The following is a 19,917-nucleotide window of genomic DNA, read 5'->3' as shown; positions in this document are numbered from 1 at the left end:
CGCGGTCGCCGTCGGCCGGCGGTGCACGCCCCGGTAGGCGACCCAGTCCGCGAAGCCCTCGGAGAGCCACAGCGGGGTGGCGGGCGAGGTGAGCGTGCGGGTGGCGACATGGGTGGTCTCGTGGGTGAGGACGACCGTGCGGCCGAGGTCGTTGAGCTCCTCGTACACGTCCGGGTTGACGATCACCCGGTCCGCGGGCGCCGCCGACGAGGCGCCCGCCTCACCGGTGGTGACGGCCGCGATCCCGGTGTACCCGGACGGGTCGTCGCCGCCCATCAGCTGCGCCATCCGCGCGATGGTGTCCGGCGCCTCCACCACCACCTTCCGCGCCCACTTCCCCTTCCAGACGGCGGAGACCGCGGGCACCGCCGCGTCCACCCGGTCCGCCAGGTCCCGTAGCCGCGCCGGATTGCCGGTACCGCCCAGGACCAGGCTGTACCGGCCCCGCACCACGCGCACCGGGCCCTGGTCCCACAGCTGGCCGGTGGCGCTCCGGCCGTCCGCGGCGCCGTCGGTGTCGGAGGAGACCAGCCAGCGGCCGGAGCGCTCGGTCAGGGTCAGGTACTGGAGGGTGGTGACCGGGGCGGTGTCGAAGCCCTTGAGGCGGTAGCTGAGCCGCACCTGCGCGGCGAGCCGCCGGCCGGTGCCGCCCACCGGGAGCGTGAAGGCACCGGCGGAGACCAGGTCGTAGCGCCAGTCGGCGACCGGCACCGCCGCGAGGTTGCCGATGACCTGCCGCTGCCGGCCGCGGAAGGCCGCGGCCCGGGGATCGACGGTGGCCAGGAAGGCCGCGGCGTCGTGCCGCCGGACGGCCGCCGCCCGGGCGTCCAGCATCTCCTGGGCACCGGGGTACTCGTCGGTCGGCCGGGTCGAGGGGGCGCAGCCGGTGAGCTGGGCGATCAGCAGTACGGCGCACCCTGCCGCCGTTGCGGCCCACCACGGCCGCGCGCGTCGCGCCCTTTGCTCCGGCATGCGCCCGATCGTAAGGGCGGCCCGGCCGGGGCAAAAACGCTGGGCGGGCGGCTCAGGGCCGGGTGACGGACTGGACCGGCATCATGCCGACGGGGTCGTAGCGGACCTTGGCGCCGGGGTAGGGCGCGTGCACGACCTGCCCGTTGCCCACGTACATCCCGACATGGCTGGCGTCCGAGCGGTAGATGACGAGGTCGCCGGGCTGCGCCTGGGACAGCGGGACCTGCCGTCCGGCACCGCGCTGGCCCTGCGAGGTACGCGGCAGGGAGACGCCGGCCTGGGCATAGGCCCATTGGGTGAGTCCGGAGCAGTCGAAGGCCGAGGGGCCGGTGCTGCCCCAGGCGTACGGGGAGCCGATGGCGGCGCGCACCGCGGCGACCGCCGCCGCGGCCCGGCCGGAGCCCGGCACGATCCCGGTGAGGTCCGGGATGAACTCGTCGCGGCCGTCGCTCCGGGAGGCCCGGTCGTAGGCCGCCCTGGCGTCCCGGGGGAGGGCGTTCAGCAGTCGCTGTGCGGTGGCCAGCTTGCGCTGGACGTCCTTCTTGTTGCGCGCGACCTCCTCGCGGCTGGCCTCCAGCAGCGCCAACTTCCCTGCCGTCTCCCGGCGCTGCTGCTCCAACACCCGTGTCACCGACCGGAGTTGGCGCAGTTCGCCGGCCTGGGACCCGTTCAGCCGGTCGAGCGCGGACGCCTTCTCCAGGTAGCTGTCGGGCCGTTCGGACAGCAGCAGCCGGAGAGCGGGGTCGATGCCGCCGGCCCGGTACTGGGCGGCGGCCAGCGCGCCGAGCCGGCCGCGCATCCGGTTGACCCGTTCCTGGGCGCGGGCGGTGCGGTCCTGGAGGGCCGCCGCCTCGTCCCGCAACTCCTTGGTCCGGGCGTCCGCGGCGTTGAACTTCTCGGTGGCCCGCTCCGCCTCCTCGTAGAGCTTGTCGACCCGTGCGGCGGCGCTCTCCCGGCCGGCGGACGGGTGCTCGGCGGGGTCGGCGCTCGCGGGCTGCGCCGACAGCGCGGCGGCTGCGGTCGCCAGGGCGGCGGACAGGACGGTGACCGACGCGAAGGTGGTCTGGCCGCGCTGCGAGGTACGGCGATGGGACACCACGAGGGCCGCACTCCTTCCGTGTGCAGCCCCTGCCGTCCGGGCGGGACGGTCGGTGATCCGGCAGCTGCGAGGGCAGACAGTAACCGCGCCGCGGTGCACCGGCCAAAGAGGGGTTTCCGTGCCCGAAAAGCTGCTCCGCCGGTGACTTCGCAGGTCACCGGCGGAGCGGAAGGTCAGCCGTGAAGGCCGCAATTCGCCCGATCGGGCGGCAGGTTGCGACGGTTGTGAGGCTTTTCAGACCCGCACGCCGAACTGGAACGGCATGTTGTTGATCGACTCGTAGCGCACCGCGGCGCCCGGCTTCGGGGCGTGCAGCACGGTGCCGTTGCCGGCGTAGAGGCCGATGTGGTGCAGGTCGCCGTAGAAGAGCACCAGGTCGCCGGGCTTGAGGGCGCTCTCGGAGCCGATCCGGGTGCCGGCGTTGGCCTGCTCCTGCGAGGTACGCGGAATCGACGCGCCGGCCTGCGCGTACGCCCACGACGTCAGGCCCGAGCAGTCGAACGAGGACGGGCCGGTGGCCCCCCAGACGTACGGCGAACCTATCTTGGACTGGGCTGCGGACAGCGCGGCGGCACCGCGCTGCGAGGCCGGCACGTCGTTACCGAGGTCGACCCGGTCGTTGCTGCGGTTCGCCCGGGCGTCCGCGGCCTGCATGGCCGCCCGCTCCTTGGCGGTCATCGTGTTGAGCAGCTCCTGCGCCTTGGCGAGCTTGCCCTTGATCTCGTCCTTCTTGTCACCGAGCGCCTTGCGGGTCTCGGAGAGGTCCTTGATCTTGCTCGCGGCCTCCGCGCGCTCCTGGGCGAGCCGGCGCTGCTTGTCCGCGATGGTCTTCAGCTGCTCGGCCTGCTTGCCGCTCAACTGGTCGAGGGTGGCGGCCTTTTCGAGGAAGGTGTCCGGGTCGCCGGAGAGGAACAGCTGGACCGAGGGGTCGATGCTGCCGCTGCGGTACTGACCGGAGGCGACCGCGCCCAGGCCCTTGCGCAGCTGGTTCAGCTCGCCCTGGCCGCGGGCGACCTTGTCCTGGAGGTCGTCGACCTCCTTCTGGAGCTTGTCCTGCTGCTCCTTGACGCCGTCGTACTTCTCGGTGGCCGCCTCCGCATCGCTGTAGAGCTTGTCGACCTCGGACTTGACGTCCTGCTTCGACTGGCCGGGGTCGGCGTGTGCCGCCTGGGACGAGAGGGCGACTGCCGCGGCGGCGGTGGCGGTGAGCACGGTCACGCGAGTACGGCTCGGCTGCTTGGGTCGACGGTGGGACGCCACGGGGGCGAGCTCCTTCTTCCTCCAGCCGCCTACCGGGAAGTGGGGGGTGAGACCCCGGCTCCGCGCGAACGCCACGGACTCGGCGGTACCTTCACTGACCATCCCGGGTGGATGATCATCTATATGAAGGTTCGAGGCTGACCTTAGTAACCGAGCTGTGATCGCTTCAAATCCTCACGGGAAAAATCTGCGCCACCGGCCCCAACTTTTACCAACATCACACGGCGCGTAAGCGCCAATTGACGCTCCGGTACGGATCGCAAGCGATTTTCCACAGCCCGATCACAAGTGGCGTGTGAAATGTCAGGTTCGTGCAAGTCGCTTGAGCAGCAGGGCCGATGCGACCGGCCGGGCACCCGCCTTGGCGACGCCGTCGGCCACCTCCCGGTCCGTGGAGACCACCACGACCGGCCGGCCGGGCGGCTCGGCCCGCACCAGCTGGCGGATCAACTCGTCGGCCGTCACGCCGGGTTTGCTGAACAGCACCCGCACCCCGCGCGGCGGCGCCAGCAGCACCGGCGCGGCCAGCTCCGCCCCGTCGAAGACGCAGGTCATCTCCGCACCGGTCTGCGCGGCCAGCACCGCGAGGCCGCCCAGCAGCCGCAACCGCTGCTTTTCCAGCGGCATGGTCGGATAGCCGGTTTTGGTGACGTTGTAGCCATCCACCACCAAATGCGCCTGCGGCAGGGCCAGTAGCTGGTCCAGCAGCGCCGGGTCGGTCTCCGAGAGCGCCCGGGTCGCGATGTCCTTCGGCGTCATCCGGCCCGGCGCGACAGCGTCGACGGTGTCCGCCGGGCGGGCGGTGGCGGGCGGCAGGGCCAGCTCGCGGCGCAGCCCCTGGGCCGCGTCCAGCACGGTGTCCAGCAGCAGCCGCAGCCGCATGTCCTCGACGCTGCGCCCCTCGCGGGCCGAGCGCCGGCTGGTCTCCAGCGCCGACTCGGCCTCCGCGATCCGGGCCCTGAGCCGGCGCACCTCGCTGTCCGCCGCGGTCCGCTCGGCCACCGCCTTCTCCCGCGCCTCGGCCACCGCGGCCTCGGCCTTGCGGACCGCCGCCTCACCGCGCTTGATGTCGCTGAGCGCGCTGCGCAGCTTGCGCTGCAACGACTCGTTCTCCTTGCGGGCCGCCTCCAGGTCCGCCCGGACCCGGTCCGCCTCCGTACGGGCCTCGCCGCGCGCCTGCGCCAGCTCCTCGCGCAGCCGGGCCAGCTCCCGCTCGGCCTCCTCGCCGGCCCGTTCGGCGCGCGCCCGCTGCGCCTCCTCGCCGGCCGACGCGACCAGCTTGACCCAGCCCTCGGGGCGCAGCACATACGCCGCCGCGGCGACATCGAGCGGATCGGCGGCGGCGGGCGGGGTGCCGTGCTCCAGGGCCTCGGCGAGCTCGGGCTGGGACTCGCGCAGCTTCCCGGCGATCCGCTGCCGGAAGACCGGGTCGCTCTCCAGCGCCGCGGCCATCGCGTTGCCGGCGAACTTGGCCCGGCGAGTCGGGGTGAAACGGGCGTACTGCCGCAGCGGAGGCGGAAGTTCGGCGACCGTCAGCGCGCCGAACGACTCCGCGGTGAGCGCCACGACGCGGCGCCGTACGCCCTCGGGCAGCGGCTGGTCGAGCAGGTCGTCGGCCATCCCCTCGGGGGCGTCGTCACGCTCCGCTCCCGGCTCCCCTTCTGGACGTTCCACCACTGCTGCATCGCTCCGATCTCAGGCGCTCGCGCCCGGACGGTCCACCAGTTCGATCTGGTCGACCGCGTTGCACCAGCGGCAGCGCACGGACTCGACGCTCTCGCTGAGGACCTCGCGCTCCTCCACCGTCGGCTCTCCTGCCAGGTCCAGATGGACGTACTCGACGACCTTGGACCGGCGGGTCACATCGAAACGCGTGAGATTGCCGCACAGCGTGCAGCGCCACCGCGTCTCGGCCGTCGGCAGGGGAACAGCCATGGTGTCGTCCTCTTTCGTGCTCGTCGTGCTCGTACTGGGGTCGGTTCACGCGGTACGCCGTCGGACTGCGGAACTACGCAACGTACTGCCTGTAACCCTACGGCCTGATAGGGGGCCGGCGCGGGCCCGCCCGGGAGGCGGGACGCGGCGAGGCACTCTGTCCCGATTCACCGCATTGCGTCATGATCACTTCATGACGGCGCCGGCTCACCCCGCCCGCTCGATGAGAGCGGTGTTCTCGCGGATGACGAACGTGCTGATCGGGCTGTGCTGCGCGGTCTTCGTGCTCGGCCCGGCCTCCGGACTGCTGCGGATATACGGCACCGGCGACGCCCTGCTGCGCGCGCAGACCAGGTACTTCGAGCGCTGGGGCGTGATTCCGCTCGATGTGTGGAGCGGCTCGGCGAAGGCCCTGATCACCCCGCTCACCGCACTGTTCGTGCACGGAAGCTGGCTGCATCTGCTCGGCAACATACTGTTTCTGTATGTTTTCGGCGGGATGACCGAGACCCGGATGGGCCGGATCCCGTTCACCTTCTTCTACCTGGCCGTCGGCTATTTCGCGCTGCTGGGCTACGCCGCCGCGCACGCCTCCTCGGACCAGACGCTGGTCGGCGCCTCCGGCTCCATCTCCGGCGTCCTGGGCGCCTTCCTCTTCCTCTTCCCCCGGGCCCGGGTCACCAGCGTCTTCCCGTTCCTGTTCTTCCTGCCGCTGCGCTTCCCCGCCTGGATCGTGCTGCTCTTCTGGTTCTTCCTCCAGTGGCAGGCGGCCCGGCACGACCCCTCGGGACCCGGCGTCGCCTACCTCGCCCATGTCGTGGGCTTCGCGCTCGGCTTCCTCTACGCCTGGGCCCGTTACGGGAGGGATACTGTGGGGGCCACCAGGGACAACGGGCCTGCGACCGAGGGAGAGAGCCAGCCGTGATCACGTCGATCGTGCTCATCAAGACCAGCGTGGACCAGATCCCGGAGATCGCCGAGAAGATCGCCGCACTGGAGGGCGTCAGCGAGGTCTACTCGGTCACCGGCGCGCACGACCTCATCGCGATGGTGCGGGTCGCCGAGCACGACCAGCTCGCAGACGTCATCCCCGGCCGCATCAGCAAGGTCCCCGGCGTCGCCTCCACCGAGACGCACATCGCCTTCCGCACGTACTCCCAGCACGATCTCGAAGCGGCCTTCTCCATCGGCCTGGAGGCGTAGCCGCTGCGCTTGGCTTGCTTCCCACGTTGTCGGCCTGTCCGCTGCGCTTTGCGTCGCCCTACGTTTTCGGCTTTCCCGCCGTGGGGGTTTGCCGCCGTTGCGCCTGCGGCGGGCGGGGCCGCTGCGCGGGGCTGTCGGGGTGCGGTGACGGTCCTGCGGGGCAGGGTGTCCGGACTGCTTCGCTTTACGTCCGGACACCCTGCCCCTCCGGCCCGTCCCCTCCCGTTGTGGGTGGGAAAAAGCGGGTGGGGTGCGCGTGGGTGGGACCGTGCGGGTTCAGGGGTCGATGGAGACCGTCACCGGACCACTCTGCCCAGCCCTCACCCACCGGTCTTCCCTCCCACCCACGGGAGGGGGCGGGCCGGAGGGGGCGGTGTGCAGGACGTAAAGCGAAGCAGTCCTGCACACCGACCCCGCAGGACCGTCACCGCACCCGAAAGCCCCGCGCAGCGGACCCCGCCCGCCGCAGGCGCAGCGGCGGGACAGCCGACAACGTGGGAAGCGGGCAAAGCGCAGCGGAACGGCGGGAAAGCCGACAACGTGGGATTTAGACCGCGCTTCGCGCGGGAACGCAACGGCCGTCCTCCGTGCGGTAGTTCCACCGTGCGCCGTCCGTCACCAGTTCCTTGACCGCCCGGACGAACCGCTCGACGTGCTCGTCGGGCGTTCCGGCGCCGAAGCTGACCCGGATCGCGTTCAGCGACCTCCCCCAGCCTTCGGCCGGGGGGACCCCCACCTCGCTTCGCTCCCCCGGCGCCGCTTCCGGGGAGCCGCACTCCCCCGGCTCCTGCGGCTCGCTGCCCAGCAGGGTGCGGACGAGCGGGTGCGCGCAGAACAGGCCGTCGCGGACGCCGATGCCGTACTCCGCGGACAGCGCCGCCGCGAAGTGCGAGCTGTTCCAGCCCTCGACCACGAAGGACAGCACGCCGACCCTCGGCGCGTCCTCCCCGAAGAGGGAGAGGACACGGACCTCGGGGACCTCGGCGAGGCCCGCGCGGACTGCGGCGATCAGCTCCTGCTCGCGGGCGACCAGACCCTCGAATCCCGCCTCGGTCAGCGCCTGGCAGGCGGAGGCGATGGCGTAGGCGCCGATGACGTTGGGCGAGCCGGCCTCGTGCCGGGCCGCGGTGGTGTGCCACTCGACGTCCACGCCGCCGTCGGTGCGCCGCGCGACCTTCCGGCTGGCACCGCCGCCGGCCAGGTACGGCCCGGCCTGCTGGAGCCAGTCGGCGCGGCCGGCCAGTACCCCGGCGCCGAACGGCGCGTACAGCTTGTGGCCGGAGAACGCGACCCAGTCGACGTCCAGTTCCGCGATGTCGACGGGGTGGTGCGGCGCGAGCTGGGCCGCGTCGAGCACGATCCGCGCGCCGTGGGCGTGCGCGGCGGCGGCCAGTTCCCGCACCGGCCACAGTTCACCGGTGACGTTCGAGGCGCCGGTGACGCAGACCAGTGCCGCGCCGTAGGGCTCGCGGGCGGCCAGCGCCCGCTCCAGGGTGTCCACCGCCTGCCGCGGGGTGCGCGGCGCGTTCAGATAGGTCACCGCGAGGTCCGCGCGGCGCTCCCAGGGCAGCAGCGAGGCATGGTGCTCGGTCTCGAAGACGAACACCCGGGTACCCGGCGGGAGCGCGGCGGCGAGCAGGTTCAGCGAGTCGGTGGTGGAGCGGGTGAAGACGACCTGGTCGTCGGCGCGGCAGCCGAGGAAGTCGGCGACCGTCCTGCGGGCGTTCTCGAAGAGGTCGGTGGAGAGCTGGGAGAGGTACCCGGCACCGCGGTGGACGCTGCCGTAGTACGGGGCGTAGGCGGCCACGTCGTCCCAGACCCGCTGGAGCGCCGGCGCGCTGGCGGCGTAGTCCAGCGCGGCGTAGTCGACCTCGCCGCCGGTCACCAGCGGGACGAGGACATCGCGCCCCAGAACGGGCAGCGGGGCACAGACCGAGCGGTCGGCGGCAACGGCGGAAACAGGCATGGCGAACTCCCGTGAGAGACAAGCGAATTCGCTGCGGGCGGGCGCATCGGCAGGCGTATCGAGGAACGCCGGAGCGCACGGCGGCACCGCAACGTGAAGAAAAACCCTCGGCGGAGAAAGGAGGGAAGGGTTGCGGAAAAGGGGCCGGCGGGCCCTATCGCATTCGCTGCATCACGGAAGGACTCCCTCGGGGACCAGGATCCCTGGCGAGGGATCCGCGCTTGCCGCAGACCTCGCTGCCTGCGACCTGGTCATCACCCGGGGCACCCCGCCACGGAAGGAGGGTTGCCGGACAGCGGGCCGGGGCCTGTGTCGCTGTCACTCGTGACCTGGGCTGAATCATGCCACACGATCAACGCGGCGCAAGTCCCGGTCCGCATCCCGGACCGGGACCTGTGCCGCATCCGGCCGCGTCAGGCGTTGCTGGCCGCCACCCAGCGCTCCAGCGCCCGCTTGGCGGCGCCCGAGTCGACCGCCTCGGCGGCCTTCCCGATACCGGCCCGGATCTGCTCGGCCAACGGGGCGTCCGACGGCTCCAGCGCCGCCAGCGCCGCCGCGGCGTTCAGCAGGACGGCGTCGCGGACCGGCCCGGTCTCCCCGTCCAGCAGCCGGCGGGCCACATCCGCGTTGTACGACGCGTCGGCGCCGCGCAGCGCCTCGACCGGCACCAGCTCGATGCCGACGTCCCGCGGGTCGAAGGCCTCCTCGCGGACCGTGCCGTCGCGCACGATCCACACCCGGGAGGTGGCGGTCGTGGTCAGCTCGTCCAGCCCGTCGTCGCCGCGGAAGACCAGCGCCGAGGAGCCGCGCTCGGCGAGCACCCCGGCCATGATCGGCGCCATCCGGGCGTCCGCGACGCCGGTCGCCTGGGCGCGGACCCGGGCCGGATTGGTCAGCGGGCCCAGCACGTTGAACGTGGTGCGGATCCCCAACTGCCCGCGAGCGGCGGCCACATGGCGCAGCGCGGGGTGGAACTTGGCCGCGAAGCAGAAGGTGATCCCGGCCTCCTCGGCGACCTCCACCACCCGCCGCGGGCTCAGGTCCAGATTGACGCCCAGCTTCTCCAGGACGTCGGAGGCGCCGCTGGCGGACGAGGCGGCCCGGCTGCCGTGCTTGACGACCTTGGCGCCGGTGCCGGCCACCACGATCGACGACATGGTGGAGATGTTGACCGTCTTGGCACCGTCACCGCCGGTGCCGACGATGTCCACGCTGGGACCGGGCACCTCGATCAGGCTGGCGTGCGCGTACATCGCCCGCACCAGCCCGGTGATCTCCGCGACGGTCTCGCCCTTGGCGCGCAGCGCGACCGCGAAGCCGGCGATCTGCGCGTCGGTGGCCTGGCCGCGCATGATCTTGTCCATGACCCAGGCGGTGTCGTCGGCGCCGAGGTCGCGGCCGTCCAGGAGGGCGTTCAGTACGGCCGGCCAGGAGCGGTCCGCCACGCTGCCGCCGCCTGCCGGGGTCACAACGTTCATGGTCCACGCTCCTGGTTCGTCTCCTGCGTATGCCGTCACCCTATCGAGCCCCGGGCATGCCGAAGGGCCCCGTCCGGTTGGGGTCTCCCCTGCTCGAGCGAAGTCGAGAGCTTGGGGAACGGACGGGGCCCTCTGGGTGGCGTACTACCAGCGGTGCGCGCGGTGGCGCCCGCAGGGATCAGTGGTGGCCGTGGCCGCTGGTGATCTCCTTGTACTCCTCGACGGTGGGCTTCGGGATGACGTTGTCCTCGCCGTAGTAGCCCTTGGAGAGCTTGGCGCGCAGCTTCTGCGACCGCTTGAGCTTGCGCCGGACGCCGTTCTCGTCGACCTCGGGGCCGAGTTCGACCGGCTCGGGCTGCTCGTGCTGCGTCAGGAAGTGCAGCTGCTCCTGGTTGAGCGGCTCGTGGACCTCGATGAACTCACCGTGCGGCAGGCGCTTGATGATGCCGGACTCGCGTCCGTGCAGCACCTTGTCCTTGTCCCGGCGCTGGAGGCCCAGGCAGATCCGCTTGGTGGCGATGAAGGCCAGCACCGGCCCGACGAAGAACGCGATCCGGACGAACCAGGTGATCGAGTTGATCGACAGGTGGAAGTGGGTGGCCCACAGGTCGTTGCCGCCGCCGATCAGCATCACGAAGTACGCGACCAGCCAGGCCACACCGAACGCGGTGCGGGTGGGCACGTTGCGCGGGCGGTCCAGGATGTGGTGCTCGCGCTTGTCGCCGCGGACCCAGGACTCGACGAACGGGTAGACCGCGATCGCGACCAGGACCAGCGGGAAGACCAGGATCGGGATGAGGACACCGAAGTTGATGGTGTGACCCCAGAAGTTCCACTCCCAGCCCGGCATGACACGCACCAGGCCCTCGGCGAAGCCCATGTACCAGTCCGGCTGCGCACCAGTGGAGACCTGGTCCGGCCGGTACGGCCCTATGGCCCACACGGGGTTGATGCTGGCGACCGCGGCGATGACCGCGATGACACCGAAGACCAGGAAGAAGAAGCCTCCGGCCTTGGCCATGTAGACCGGCAGCAGCGGCATGCCGACGACGTTGTTGTTGGTCTTGCCGGCGCCCGGGAACTGCGTGTGCTTGTGGTAGATGACGAGGATCAGGTGGGCCACCAGCAGGCCCAGCATGATGCCCGGCAGCAGCAGCACGTGGATCGTGAAGAACCTCGGGATGATGTCGTGCCCGGGGAACTCGCCGCCGAAGATGAACATCTGGAGGTACGAGCCGATCAGCGGCATCGCCAGGATGACGCCCTCGATGAACCGCACACCGGTGCCGGAGAGCAGGTCGTCGGGGAGCGAGTATCCGGTGAAGCCGGTGAACATGCCCAGCACGAACAGCAGGAAGCCGAAGAGCCAGTTGACCTCACGCGGCTTGCGGAACGCGCCGGTGAAGAACACCCGCATCATGTGGACCATCATCGCGGCCAGGAAGACCAGCGCGGCCCAGTGGTGGATCTGCCGGATGAGCAGACCACCGCGGACGTCGAAGCTGATGTGCAGCGTCGACTCGAACGCCTGGGTCATCTTGATCCCGTGCATCGGCACGTAGGACCCGTGGTAGGTGACCTCGGCCATGCTCGGGTGGAAGAACAGCGTCAGGTAGACACCGGTCAGGATGATGATGATGAAGCTGTAGAGCGCGACCTCACCCAGCATGAAGGACCAGTGGTCCGGGAAGATCTTGCGCATGTTGGCCTTGGCGAGGCTGTAGATGCCCAGCCGGCCGTCCGCCCAGTCGGCGATCCGCTCGCCCCGTGGTGCCTGCCCACGGCGCGCAGTGGTCGCGGTTGTCTCGTTACTCATCCGCGCTCCCAGAAGCTCGGGCCGACGGGCTCCGCGAAGCCGCTCGCGGCCTCAAGGAAGCCGTCCTTCACCGTGATGTGCAGCTGCGGCAGGGCATGCCCGGCCGGACCGAAGATCACCCGACCACCGTCGGAGAGGTCGAAGGTCGACTGGTGGCAGGGGCAGAGCACGTGGTGCGTCTGCTGCTCGTACAGGCTGATCGGGCAACCGACGTGGGTGCAGATCTTCGAGTACGCGACGATGCCCTCGTGCGACCAGGCCAGCTCCTGCTTGTCCTTGATGTTCTGCGGCTGGATCCGCACGAGCATCAGGGCGTCCTTGGCGATCTTCTCGTTGAACTCCTCGTCGCTCTCCTCCAAGCCCTCGGGCTTGGCGAAGGTGAGGGAGCCCACCGCGATGTCCTCGGGACGCAGCGGGAGGTTGGTGGACTGGTTGACCAGGCGGATGCCCTTCTTCCAGCCCGTGGTGCGCAGCTTCTTCTCGGGCAGCGGGCCCAGGTCGCGCAGCAGGACGACGCCGGAGAGCGGCACCAGGGCCAGCGCACCGAACATCGTGTTGCGGATCAGCTTGCGACGGCCGAACTGCGACTCCCGGGCACCGTCCGCGAAGTCCGCCAGAACCTTGGCCTTGACCTCGGGCGCGGCTGCGATCGGGTGCCGCTCGTCGGCGACCTCCTCGTCGGACATCAGCGTGCGGGCCCAGTGGACCGCGCCGGCGCCGATGCAGAAGAGCGCCACACCCAGGGTCAGACCGAGCGCGAAGTTCAGCGCGCTGATGTGGCCGAGCGGGAAGATGTAGACGATCTTGTCGATCGGGATCGCCACGTACGACGCGATGAAGGCGACGGTGGCGAGCATGGACACCAGGAAGAGGAACGCCACGGCGCGCTCGGAGCGCTTGGCGGCCCGCTCGTCGGTGTCCTGGACGCGGTGCTCGTGGGGCGGCAGCCCCGGGTCGGCGAAGGGGTTCTCCGCCTTCACCACCGCGCCTTCGTGAGCCGTCTCCCGCTCACTGGGAAGGTTTTCTTCTGTCTCACTCATGACTTCTTGGCCTTCGTAGTCCGGGCTGCGACCCAGATGGCGACCGCGACACACGCACCCAGGCCGAAGATGTAGCCGAAGAGTCCTTCGGTCACCGGGCCCAGACCACCGAGTTCCATACCGCCCGGGCTCGCGGACTTATCGCTGTCGACGGCGCCGAGGTACGCGACAATGTCCTTCTTGTTCTGCTTGCTCAGCGTGCCGTCACCGAAGCTGGGCATGTTCTGCGGGCCGGTCTCCATGGCCTCGTAGATGTGCTTCGGGTTCACGCCCTCGAGCGTCGGTGCGTACTTGCCGTTGGTGAGGGCACCGCCCTTACCGGTGAAGTTGTGGCACTGCGCACAGTTGGTGCGGAACAGCTCGCCACCCTTGCCGATGTCGGCCCCGTCAGCGCTGTACTGCGCCTTGTCGGGGACGGCCGGACCGGGGCCCAGCGACGCGACGTAGGCCGCGAGCTGGTCGATCTGGGCGTTGGTGTAGATGTTCCGCTTCCGCGGCACCTGGGCGCCGGGCTGCTGGGCCGGCATACGGCCGGTGCCCACCTGGAAGTCGACGGCGGCGGCGCCCACGCCGACCAGGCTCGGGCCGTCGGAGCTGCCCTGACCGCCGGTGCCATGGCAGCTTGCACAGCCCACGGCGAAGAGCTTCTTGCCCTCCTTGATGGCAAGAGACTGGGCGGTGTCATCGGCCTGAGCCTTGTCCGCCGGCGCGAACGCGGCGTACAGCCCCCCAGTGACCGCCAGCGCGAAGAGTAGGACGACGAGCGCCGCCAGCGGATGGCGCCGTCGTGCGGAGAGCTTTTTCACGGATTACCCCGGTGTCAGGATCTTCTGCGTCGATGCTTTGGCTATGTCTGTCTGAAATGCGGGCCCGGCAACAGGCCCGGTACCGGTTACCGGATCAGGTAGATCGTGGCGAAGAGGCCGATCCAGACGACATCGACGAAGTGCCAGTAGTAGGACACGACGATGGCCGCGGTGGCCTGCGTGTGGGTGAACCTCTTGGCCGCGTACGTCCTGCCCAGGACCAGCAGGAAGGCGATCAGACCGCCCGTCACATGCAGTCCGTGGAAACCGGTGGTCAGGTAGAACACCGAGCCGTACGGGCCGGACGAGAGCGAAAGGCCCTCGTGCTTGACCAGCTCGGTGTACTCGAAGACCTGACCGCCGATGAAGATGGCACCCATGATGAAGGTGATCACGAACCAGGTCCGCAGCTTCTTGACGTCGCCGCGCTCGGCCGCGAAAACGCCGAGCTGACACGTCAGGGAGCTGAGCACCAGGATCGTGGTGTTGGTCGCGGAGAACGGAAGATTCAGCGCATGGGCGGATTCCTTCCAATACGCCTCGCCCGTCACCGATCGAAGGGTGAAGTACATCGCGAAGAGGGCCGCGAAGAACATCAGCTCGGAACTCAGCCAGATGATGGTTCCGACGCTGGTGAGGTTCGGCCGATTGACCGACGGGTGCGCGTGCCCGGTTTCTACTGTCGTTGCTGTCGCCACGACCGACATTATGTCGGTCGCTTATCCCGCCCTCACTCCGGGGGGTGCCGTTCGGTGTGTCAAGGCCGTATGCCCTGCTCGTACGGACCTCCGCGGCGGTCGCCCGAAGGGGGGAAGCCCACCCTGCGACACCGCCCGCCGGCCCTGGAAACCCCGGTCCTGACGGGCCGTCGGCCAGATCCCGGATGCGTCCGGCATCTCCTGCGGGAGCCCTGTCCGGGAGTAGCATCGCGCAACGGTTTGACCAAGCCGTACCGCTACGAAAGTGGAGGAACGATGCAGGCGACTGCCACGGTGCTGGTCTACAGCGACAACGCCAACACCCGCGAGCAGGTCCGGCTGGCGGCCGGACGGCGGCCGGCCCCCGATGCCCCGGAGATCGAGATCCTGGAGTGCGCCACCGCACCGGCCGTCCTGGAGGCCCTGGAGCAGGGCGGTATCGACGTCTGCGTCCTGGACGGCGAGACCGCGCCGGCCGGCGGTATGGGCGTCTGCCGGCAGATCAAGGACGAGATTTTCCAGTGCCCTCCGGTGCTGCTGCTCATCGGCCGCCCGCAGGACGCCTGGCTGGCCACCTGGAGCCGCGCGGACGCCGCGGTGACCCATCCGATCGACCCGGTGGCGTTCGCCGGGGCACTGGCCGGGCTGCTGCGCCGCCGCAGTCTCGCGCAGGCCGTGGCGCCGGTCTGAGCAGGGCCCTGGGAGGCCGCTGAGCGGCCCTCAGAACTGCGGGCGCAGCCGAGCGACAGCGGCGGGGTTCTGCTCCCGCTCGGCCGCGCCTGTGGTGGTGGAGGCGTTGTTCTTGAGAGCGCTGCCGGCGCGCCATTCCTTCCACGGCATGTTCCAGTCGCCGAAGCCGTTGTCGAACGGCGTCATGGTGGCGCCGCCGCTGTTGACGACCTTGACGATGTCGCCGACCCGGACGGTGTTGAAGAACCACTGGGCGTTGCCGGTGGACATGCCGGTGCAGCCGTGGCTGACGTTGGCCGCGCCCTGGGAGCCGACCGACCAGGGGGCGGCGTGCACGTACTCCCCGCTCCACGTCACCCGGGTGGCCCAGTACACCGGCAGGTCGTAGGCGTCCGAACTCCCGGCGGCGATGCCCACGGTGGCACTGCGCATCCGTACGAAGCTCTCCTTGCCGAGCACGACCTTGACGCCGTTGCGGGTGGAGAACCCGGGCTTGCCGGTGGTGACCGGGATGGTGTTGATCGACTTGCCGTTGCGCAGCACGGTCATCTGGTGCGCGCCGGCGTCGGTGACGGCCTCGACCCGGTCGCCGGTGGTGAGCCGTACGGGCTTGGCGGGGCCGCCGTAGAGCCCGCCGGAGATCTTCAGGCCGTCGAGGTTGCTGTGGACGGCGATGGTGGCGTGGGCGGGCCAGTACTCCTTCGGGCGGAAGTGCAGCTTCTTGCCGTCCACCCAGTGCCAGGCGCCCTCCACGCGCGGCATGGAGTCGACCTTCAGGGCGCTCTCGACGACGGCCCGGGCCTTCGGGTCGGTGACCGGCTTGCTGAGTTCGGCGGTGACCGGCTGCCCCACGCCGTACTCGCCGCTCTCCGGGCCGAACTTGACGGTCAGCCGGTCGTCCGCGTCCTTGGTGCTGACCACCAGGGTCTTGCGGCCCGGAGTGCCGTCCTCCCCTTCGGTGCTGACCTGCACCGTGTAGTGCGTACCGGCGGCCAGCGGCACGGTGGTGCGCCAGTGCTTGCCGTCGGCGCTCAGTTCACCGCGGATGTAGCGGCCGGTGGCATCGGTGGCGGTCACATCCGTGATGCGCGCCTCGTCCCCCTTGACGGCGAGTTCGAGGGGCTTGTCGGGGTCCGCCTTCGTGCGACCGTCGGCCGGGGTGTTGGCCGATATCTGGTCGCTCGCGTCGTAGGGATTGGTCGAGAGAGTTTCCGACGCCGAGCCCCCGCACGCGGCAGTGCTCACCGCTAGGGGTACGAGCAGGAGGCCGCAGCTCAGCACCGTCCGGGTTCGAGGTCTGTGGTTCATGCCCCAAATGTACGAAGAAGCGCCCGTACCGGCGCGCTGGAGGACTGCAAACGGGTCTGTCCCGAGGGGGCCGAACGGAGCGGGCCCGGACACCTGATGGGGTGTCCGGGCCCGGCCTTGCGGCGTGTCTGCCGCGCGCAGCGCGGCGGATGCCTTACTGGGTGCGGTTCTCGCCGCGGTAGTACTCGAACACCCAGCCCCAGAGGGACACGAGGATCACCGGCAGGGAGAAGTACAGCAGCCAGAATCCGAAGACGACGCCCATGAAGGCGAGCGCGCCGCCGATGCCCAGGAAGAGCGGCTGCCAGCTGTGCGGGCTGAAGAAGCCCAGCTCACCTGCGTCGTCCGCGACCTCGGCATTCTCGTTGTCCTGTGCACCCGCATCGACCCGCCGGGCCGTGAAGGCCAGGTAGTAGCCGACCATGATGCACAGGCCGAAGGCGAGGAACAGCGCGGTGGTGCCCGCCGGCTCCTTCGACCAGACGCCATAGACGATCGCCATGGCCAGGACGAAGACGGAGAGCCAGATGAACATCTTGCCCTGGATCTTCACTTGCCCGCCTCCTTGCCGCCGGCCAGCGCCTTGTCACCCTCGTGGCCGTTGTGCAGCGCGTCCAGCGCCGCGATCTCCGGGTGGTGCAGGTCGAACGCCGGGGATTCGGACCGAATACGCGGCAGGGTGAGGAAGTTGTGCCGCGGCGGCGGGCAGGACGTCGCCCACTCCAGCGAACGGCCGTAGCCCCAGGGGTCGTCGACCTCGACCTTCTTGCCGTACTTGGCGGTCTTCCAGACGTTGTAGAGGAACGGCAGGATCGACAGGCCCAGCAGGAACGAGCTGATCGACGAGATGGTGTTCAGCGTGGTGAAGCCGTCGGCCGCGAGGTAGTCCGCGTAACGCCGGGGCATACCCTCCGCGCCCAGCCAGTGCTGGACGAGGAACGTGCCGTGGAAGCCGACGAACAGCGTCCAGAACGTGATCTTGCCGAGCCGCTCGTCGAGCATCTTGCCGGTGAACTTCGGCCACCAGAAGTGGAATCCGGCGAACATCGCGAAGACGACCGTACCGAAGACCACGTAGTGGAAGTGCGCCACGACGAAGTACGAGTCGGAGATGTGGAAGTCCATCGGCGGCGAGGCCAGGATGACACCGGTCAGACCACCGAAGGTGAAGGTGATCAGGAAGCCGATCGCCCAGAGCATCGGCGTCTCGAAGGACAGTGAGCCCTTCCACATCGTGCCGATCCAGTTGAAGAACTTCACACCGGTCGGGACCGCGATGAGGAACGTCATGAAGGAGAAGAACGGCAGTAGCACGCCGCCTGTCACATACATGTGGTGCGCCCACACCGTGACCGAAAGACCGGCGATGGAAATCGTCGCGGCGATCAGACCGATGTAACCGAACATCGGCTTCCGGGAGAAGACCGGAATGACCTCGGAAATAATGCCGAAGAATGGTAGCGCAATGATGTACACCTCTGGATGGCCGAAGAACCAGAAGAGGTGTTGCCAGAGCAATGCCCCGCCATTTGACGCGTCGAATACATGGGCACCGAATTTACGGTCCGCCTCCAGGGCGAACAGCGCGGCGGCCAGCACCGGGAAGGCGAGCAGGACCAGCACACCGGTCAGCAGCACGTTCCACACGAAGATCGGCATCCGGAACATCGTCATGCCGGGAGCGCGCATGCAGATGATGGTGGTGATGAAGTTGACCGAACCGAGGATCGTGCCGAAGCCGGAGAAGGCCAGACCCATGATCCACATGTCGGCGCCGACGCCCGGCGAACGCACCGCGTCCGAGAGCGGCGAGTACGCGAACCAGCCGAAGTCCGCCGCACCCTGCGGGGTGAGGAAGCCACCGACCGCGATGAGCGAGCCGAAGAGGTAGAGCCAGTAGGCGAACATGTTCAGCCGCGGGAACGCCACATCGGGCGCACCGATCTGGAGCGGCATGATCCAGTTCGCGAACCCGGCGAACAGCGGCGTGGCGAACATCAGCAGCATGATCGTGCCGTGCATCGTGAACGCCTGGTTGAACTGCTCGTTCGACATGATCTGCAAGCCGGGACGGGCGAGTTCGGCGCGCATCAGGAGCGCCATCACGCCGCCGATGCAGAAGAACGCGAACGAGGTGGCCAGGTACATCGTGCCGATGGTCTTGTGGTCAGTGGTGGTGAGCCACTTGACGGCAGCGATACCGGGTTGCTTCTTGCGTACGGGCGGTGCTGCCGGAGCCGTGTCGGCGGCGGCACCCTGAGGTTCGTTGAGGATGCTCACTGGTTCTTGGTCTCCGCATTCCTGGCGTGATCAGTCTGCTTGATACCCGCCGGCAGATACCCGGTCTGACCCTTCGCCGCCAGGTCCTTCAGGTGCTGCCGGTACTGGGCAGGCGAAACGACCTTGACGTTGAAGAGCATCCGGGAGTGGTCGACACCGCAGAGTTCGGCGCACTTGCCCTTGAACGTGCCCTCCTTGTTGGGGGTCACCTCGAAGACGTTGGTGTGCCCGGGGACGACGTCCATCTTCATCAGGAACGGCACCACCCAGAAGTCGTGGATGACGTCACGAGAGGTCAGGATGAACTGGACGCTCTCGCCCTTCGGCAGCCACAGCGTGGGGCCGGGGTTTCCGGTCTGCGGGTTGCGCGTGGCCGGGGTGCCCGTGTCGTAGACGCCCTCGGCGCCCTCCGGGGCGCTCTTCTTCCACTTGTCCGGAATAGCCGCGAGCTCCGGAGAGTTGATGTTCGTGGTCGCCTTGTTGCCGTCCACGTTCTCCAGGTAGTTGAACGCCCAGCTCCACTGGAAGCCCACGACGTTGACGACGTGGTCCGGCTTCTTGGAAGTCTTGAGGAGTGCGCTCTCATCGCGCGCGGTGAAGTAGAAGAGCACCGCGATGATGATGAACGGGACGATGGTGTACAGCGCCTCGATCGGCATGTTGTACCGCGTCTGCGCAGGGACCTCCACCTTGGTCCTGCTGCGGCGGTGGAAGATCACGCTCCAGATGATCAGGCCCCACACCAGCACGCCCGTTGCGAGGGCGGCGGCCCAGGAGCCCTGCCAAAGAGAGAGGATCCGCGGCGCCTCGTCGGTGACGGGCGTCGGCATGCCGAGGCGGGGGAAGTCCTTGTATGTGCAACCAGTCGCGGTCGCCAGGACCAGGCCCGCAGCAAGCACCTGCGGCAGCTTCCGCCGCATCGGGCGCCGCGACGAGCGGTCGGAGCCGTTGGGACTCACGTAGCGCCTTCCCGAGAGTCTCGCCCGCGCGGTCGGCTGCGGCCTTACTCGCTGGTCGGTCGCCGCCCTGCGTCGGGCAGGGGTTTGGATGTTTATGCGGACCAAACCCTACTGGACGCTATTTGGGGTCGCGCGGGGAGGGTGCCCAACGCGCCGCGCGGCACCCCTATGGGGTGGCCGAGTGGTCCGCGGGCCGCCCGCCGGGCCCCCGATCAGCCGCCGCCACCAGGCATCTGACGGCCTGCCCGGCAGCGCGGCGCCCGGTGTTCTACCGTCTCGTACGTGCCCTACTTCGACGCGGCCTCCGCCGCTCCCCTGCATCCCGTCGCCCGGGAGGCGCTGCTCGCCTCGCTCGATGAGGGGTGGGCCGACCCGGTCCGCCTCTACCGCGAGGGGCGGCGGGCCCG

Annotated in this window: 18 protein-coding genes and 1 riboswitch; of the genes, 3 read left to right on the top strand and 15 right to left on the bottom strand. The window is 69.5% G+C overall.

The annotated features are described in order from the left end of the window. The 5 genes from IEZ17_RS08890 to IEZ17_RS08870 form a co-directional block, all read right to left on the bottom strand. The coding region (locus tag IEZ17_RS08890; protein WP_229852097.1) for a hypothetical protein at positions 1–972 on the bottom strand (972 nt) is incomplete at its 3' end. A 52-nt stretch (positions 973–1,024) separates the two neighbouring features. Continuing rightward, complete coding sequence (locus IEZ17_RS08885) at positions 1,025–2,071, bottom strand: C40 family peptidase (RefSeq protein ID WP_189298196.1); 1,047 nt, start codon at positions 2,069–2,071, stop codon at positions 1,025–1,027. Positions 2,072–2,305: 234 nt separating this feature from the next. After that, a complete protein-coding gene (locus IEZ17_RS08880) occupies positions 2,306–3,331 on the bottom strand; it encodes a C40 family peptidase (protein WP_189298194.1) in 1,026 nt (341 codons plus the stop codon). A gap of 303 nt (positions 3,332–3,634) precedes the next feature. After that, a complete protein-coding gene (locus IEZ17_RS08875; RefSeq protein ID WP_189298392.1) occupies positions 3,635–4,951 on the bottom strand; it encodes an NYN domain-containing protein in 1,317 nt (438 codons plus the stop codon). Positions 4,952–5,026: 75 nt separating this feature from the next. Continuing rightward, entirely contained in the window at positions 5,027–5,266 is a 240-nt protein-coding gene (locus IEZ17_RS08870) for a hypothetical protein (protein ID WP_189298193.1), read from the bottom strand. Positions 5,267–5,459: 193 nt separating this feature from the next. Here IEZ17_RS08870 and IEZ17_RS08865 point away from each other — a divergent pair, with 193 nt between their 5' ends. Together IEZ17_RS08865 and IEZ17_RS08860 are read left to right on the top strand one after the other, a co-directional pair. Continuing rightward, the gene (locus tag IEZ17_RS08865; protein ID WP_373299758.1) at positions 5,460–6,191 is read left to right on the top strand and encodes a rhomboid family intramembrane serine protease; all 732 of its coding nucleotides are present in this window, start codon (positions 5,460–5,462) and stop codon (positions 6,189–6,191) included. Further along, positions 6,188–6,469: an Lrp/AsnC family transcriptional regulator gene (locus IEZ17_RS08860; RefSeq protein WP_189298191.1), complete on the top strand. Its 282-nt coding sequence runs from the start codon at positions 6,188–6,190 to the stop codon at positions 6,467–6,469. The genes IEZ17_RS08865 and IEZ17_RS08860 overlap by 4 nt, the downstream gene beginning before the upstream one ends. A gap of 547 nt (positions 6,470–7,016) precedes the next feature. Here IEZ17_RS08860 and IEZ17_RS08855 read toward each other — a convergent pair. The 6 genes from IEZ17_RS08855 to ctaE all read right to left on the bottom strand — a co-directional run bounded on the left by IEZ17_RS08855 (position 7,017) and on the right by ctaE (position 14,282). After that, positions 7,017–8,435 carry an aminotransferase class V-fold PLP-dependent enzyme gene (locus IEZ17_RS08855; protein ID WP_189298188.1) on the bottom strand — a complete coding sequence of 473 codons (1,419 nt, stop codon included), beginning with the start codon at positions 8,433–8,435 and terminating at the stop codon, positions 7,017–7,019. 212 nt (positions 8,436–8,647) lie between these two features. Next, a riboswitch (SAM riboswitch) is annotated at positions 8,648–8,765 on the bottom strand. A gap of 83 nt (positions 8,766–8,848) precedes the next feature. Continuing rightward, entirely contained in the window at positions 8,849–9,913 is a 1,065-nt protein-coding gene (trpD, locus tag IEZ17_RS08850; RefSeq protein WP_189298186.1) for an anthranilate phosphoribosyltransferase, read from the bottom strand. A gap of 178 nt (positions 9,914–10,091) precedes the next feature. Beyond that, positions 10,092–11,729 (bottom strand): cytochrome bc1 complex cytochrome b subunit, encoded by a 1,638-nt coding sequence (qcrB, locus tag IEZ17_RS08845; protein WP_189298184.1) that lies wholly within the window; start codon positions 11,727–11,729, stop codon positions 10,092–10,094. Then, positions 11,726–12,769 (bottom strand): cytochrome bc1 complex Rieske iron-sulfur subunit, encoded by a 1,044-nt coding sequence (gene qcrA, locus IEZ17_RS08840; RefSeq protein WP_189298182.1) that lies wholly within the window; start codon positions 12,767–12,769, stop codon positions 11,726–11,728. Before qcrA ends, qcrB begins: the two co-directional genes overlap by 4 nt. Beyond that, positions 12,766–13,575, bottom strand: a complete 810-nt coding sequence (qcrC, locus tag IEZ17_RS08835; protein ID WP_189298180.1) for a cytochrome bc1 complex diheme cytochrome c subunit — start codon at positions 13,573–13,575, stop codon at positions 12,766–12,768. Before qcrC ends, qcrA begins: the two co-directional genes overlap by 4 nt. A gap of 86 nt (positions 13,576–13,661) precedes the next feature. After that, positions 13,662–14,282 (bottom strand): aa3-type cytochrome oxidase subunit III, encoded by a 621-nt coding sequence (gene ctaE / locus IEZ17_RS08830; RefSeq protein WP_159504260.1) that lies wholly within the window; start codon positions 14,280–14,282, stop codon positions 13,662–13,664. A gap of 267 nt (positions 14,283–14,549) precedes the next feature. Here ctaE and IEZ17_RS08825 point away from each other — a divergent pair, with 267 nt between their 5' ends. After that, the gene (locus tag IEZ17_RS08825) at positions 14,550–14,963 is read left to right on the top strand and encodes a DNA-binding transcriptional response regulator (RefSeq protein ID WP_189298178.1); all 414 of its coding nucleotides are present in this window, start codon (positions 14,550–14,552) and stop codon (positions 14,961–14,963) included. Positions 14,964–14,993: 30 nt separating this feature from the next. Here the strand turns inward: IEZ17_RS08825 and IEZ17_RS08820 are convergent, their stop codons facing one another. The 4 genes from IEZ17_RS08820 to ctaC form a co-directional block, all read right to left on the bottom strand. Continuing rightward, positions 14,994–16,271, bottom strand: coding sequence for a L,D-transpeptidase (locus IEZ17_RS08820; protein ID WP_229852079.1), 1,278 nt, complete (start codon positions 16,269–16,271; stop codon positions 14,994–14,996). Positions 16,272–16,425: 154 nt separating this feature from the next. After that, positions 16,426–16,824 (bottom strand): cytochrome c oxidase subunit 4, encoded by a 399-nt coding sequence (locus IEZ17_RS08815; protein WP_189298176.1) that lies wholly within the window; start codon positions 16,822–16,824, stop codon positions 16,426–16,428. Continuing rightward, positions 16,821–18,551, bottom strand: a complete 1,731-nt coding sequence (ctaD, locus tag IEZ17_RS08810; protein WP_189298174.1) for an aa3-type cytochrome oxidase subunit I — start codon at positions 18,549–18,551, stop codon at positions 16,821–16,823. Before ctaD ends, IEZ17_RS08815 begins: the two co-directional genes overlap by 4 nt. Then, a complete protein-coding gene (ctaC, locus tag IEZ17_RS08805; protein ID WP_189298171.1) occupies positions 18,548–19,510 on the bottom strand; it encodes an aa3-type cytochrome oxidase subunit II in 963 nt (320 codons plus the stop codon). Before ctaC ends, ctaD begins: the two co-directional genes overlap by 4 nt. Positions 19,511–19,917 lie beyond the last annotated feature (407 nt).

Source organism: Streptomyces albospinus (assembly GCF_014648695.1).
GTDB classification, from domain to species: Bacteria; Actinomycetota; Actinomycetes; order Streptomycetales; family Streptomycetaceae; genus Streptomyces; species Streptomyces albospinus.
Note: the sequence above shows the minus strand (reverse complement) of the source record. Positions and strands in the feature narration are given on the sequence as shown.

What these genes read in the sequence shown, in the direction of transcription:
- IEZ17_RS08870 (WP_189298193.1), bottom strand. Translation starts at nt 5,266, where the DNA reads ATGGCTGTTCCCCTGCCGACGGCCGAGACGCGGTGGCGCTGCACGCTG.
- IEZ17_RS08825 (WP_189298178.1), top strand. Translation starts at nt 14,550, where the DNA reads ATGCAGGCGACTGCCACGGTGCTGGTCTACAGCGACAACGCCAACACC.
- qcrA (WP_189298182.1), bottom strand. Translation starts at nt 12,769, where the DNA reads ATGAGTGAGACAGAAGAAAACCTTCCCAGTGAGCGGGAGACGGCTCAC.
- trpD (WP_189298186.1), bottom strand. Translation starts at nt 9,913, where the DNA reads ATGAACGTTGTGACCCCGGCAGGCGGCGGCAGCGTGGCGGACCGCTCC.
- qcrB (WP_189298184.1), bottom strand. Translation starts at nt 11,729, where the DNA reads ATGAGTAACGAGACAACCGCGACCACTGCGCGCCGTGGGCAGGCACCA.
- ctaE (WP_159504260.1), bottom strand. Translation starts at nt 14,282, where the DNA reads ATGTCGGTCGTGGCGACAGCAACGACAGTAGAAACCGGGCACGCGCAC.
- IEZ17_RS08875 (WP_189298392.1), bottom strand. Translation starts at nt 4,951, where the DNA reads ATGGCCGACGACCTGCTCGACCAGCCGCTGCCCGAGGGCGTACGGCGC.
- IEZ17_RS08820 (WP_229852079.1), bottom strand. Translation starts at nt 16,271, where the DNA reads ATGAACCACAGACCTCGAACCCGGACGGTGCTGAGCTGCGGCCTCCTG.
- IEZ17_RS08865 (WP_373299758.1), top strand. Translation starts at nt 5,460, where the DNA reads ATGACGGCGCCGGCTCACCCCGCCCGCTCGATGAGAGCGGTGTTCTCG.
- IEZ17_RS08855 (WP_189298188.1), bottom strand. Translation starts at nt 8,435, where the DNA reads ATGCCTGTTTCCGCCGTTGCCGCCGACCGCTCGGTCTGTGCCCCGCTG.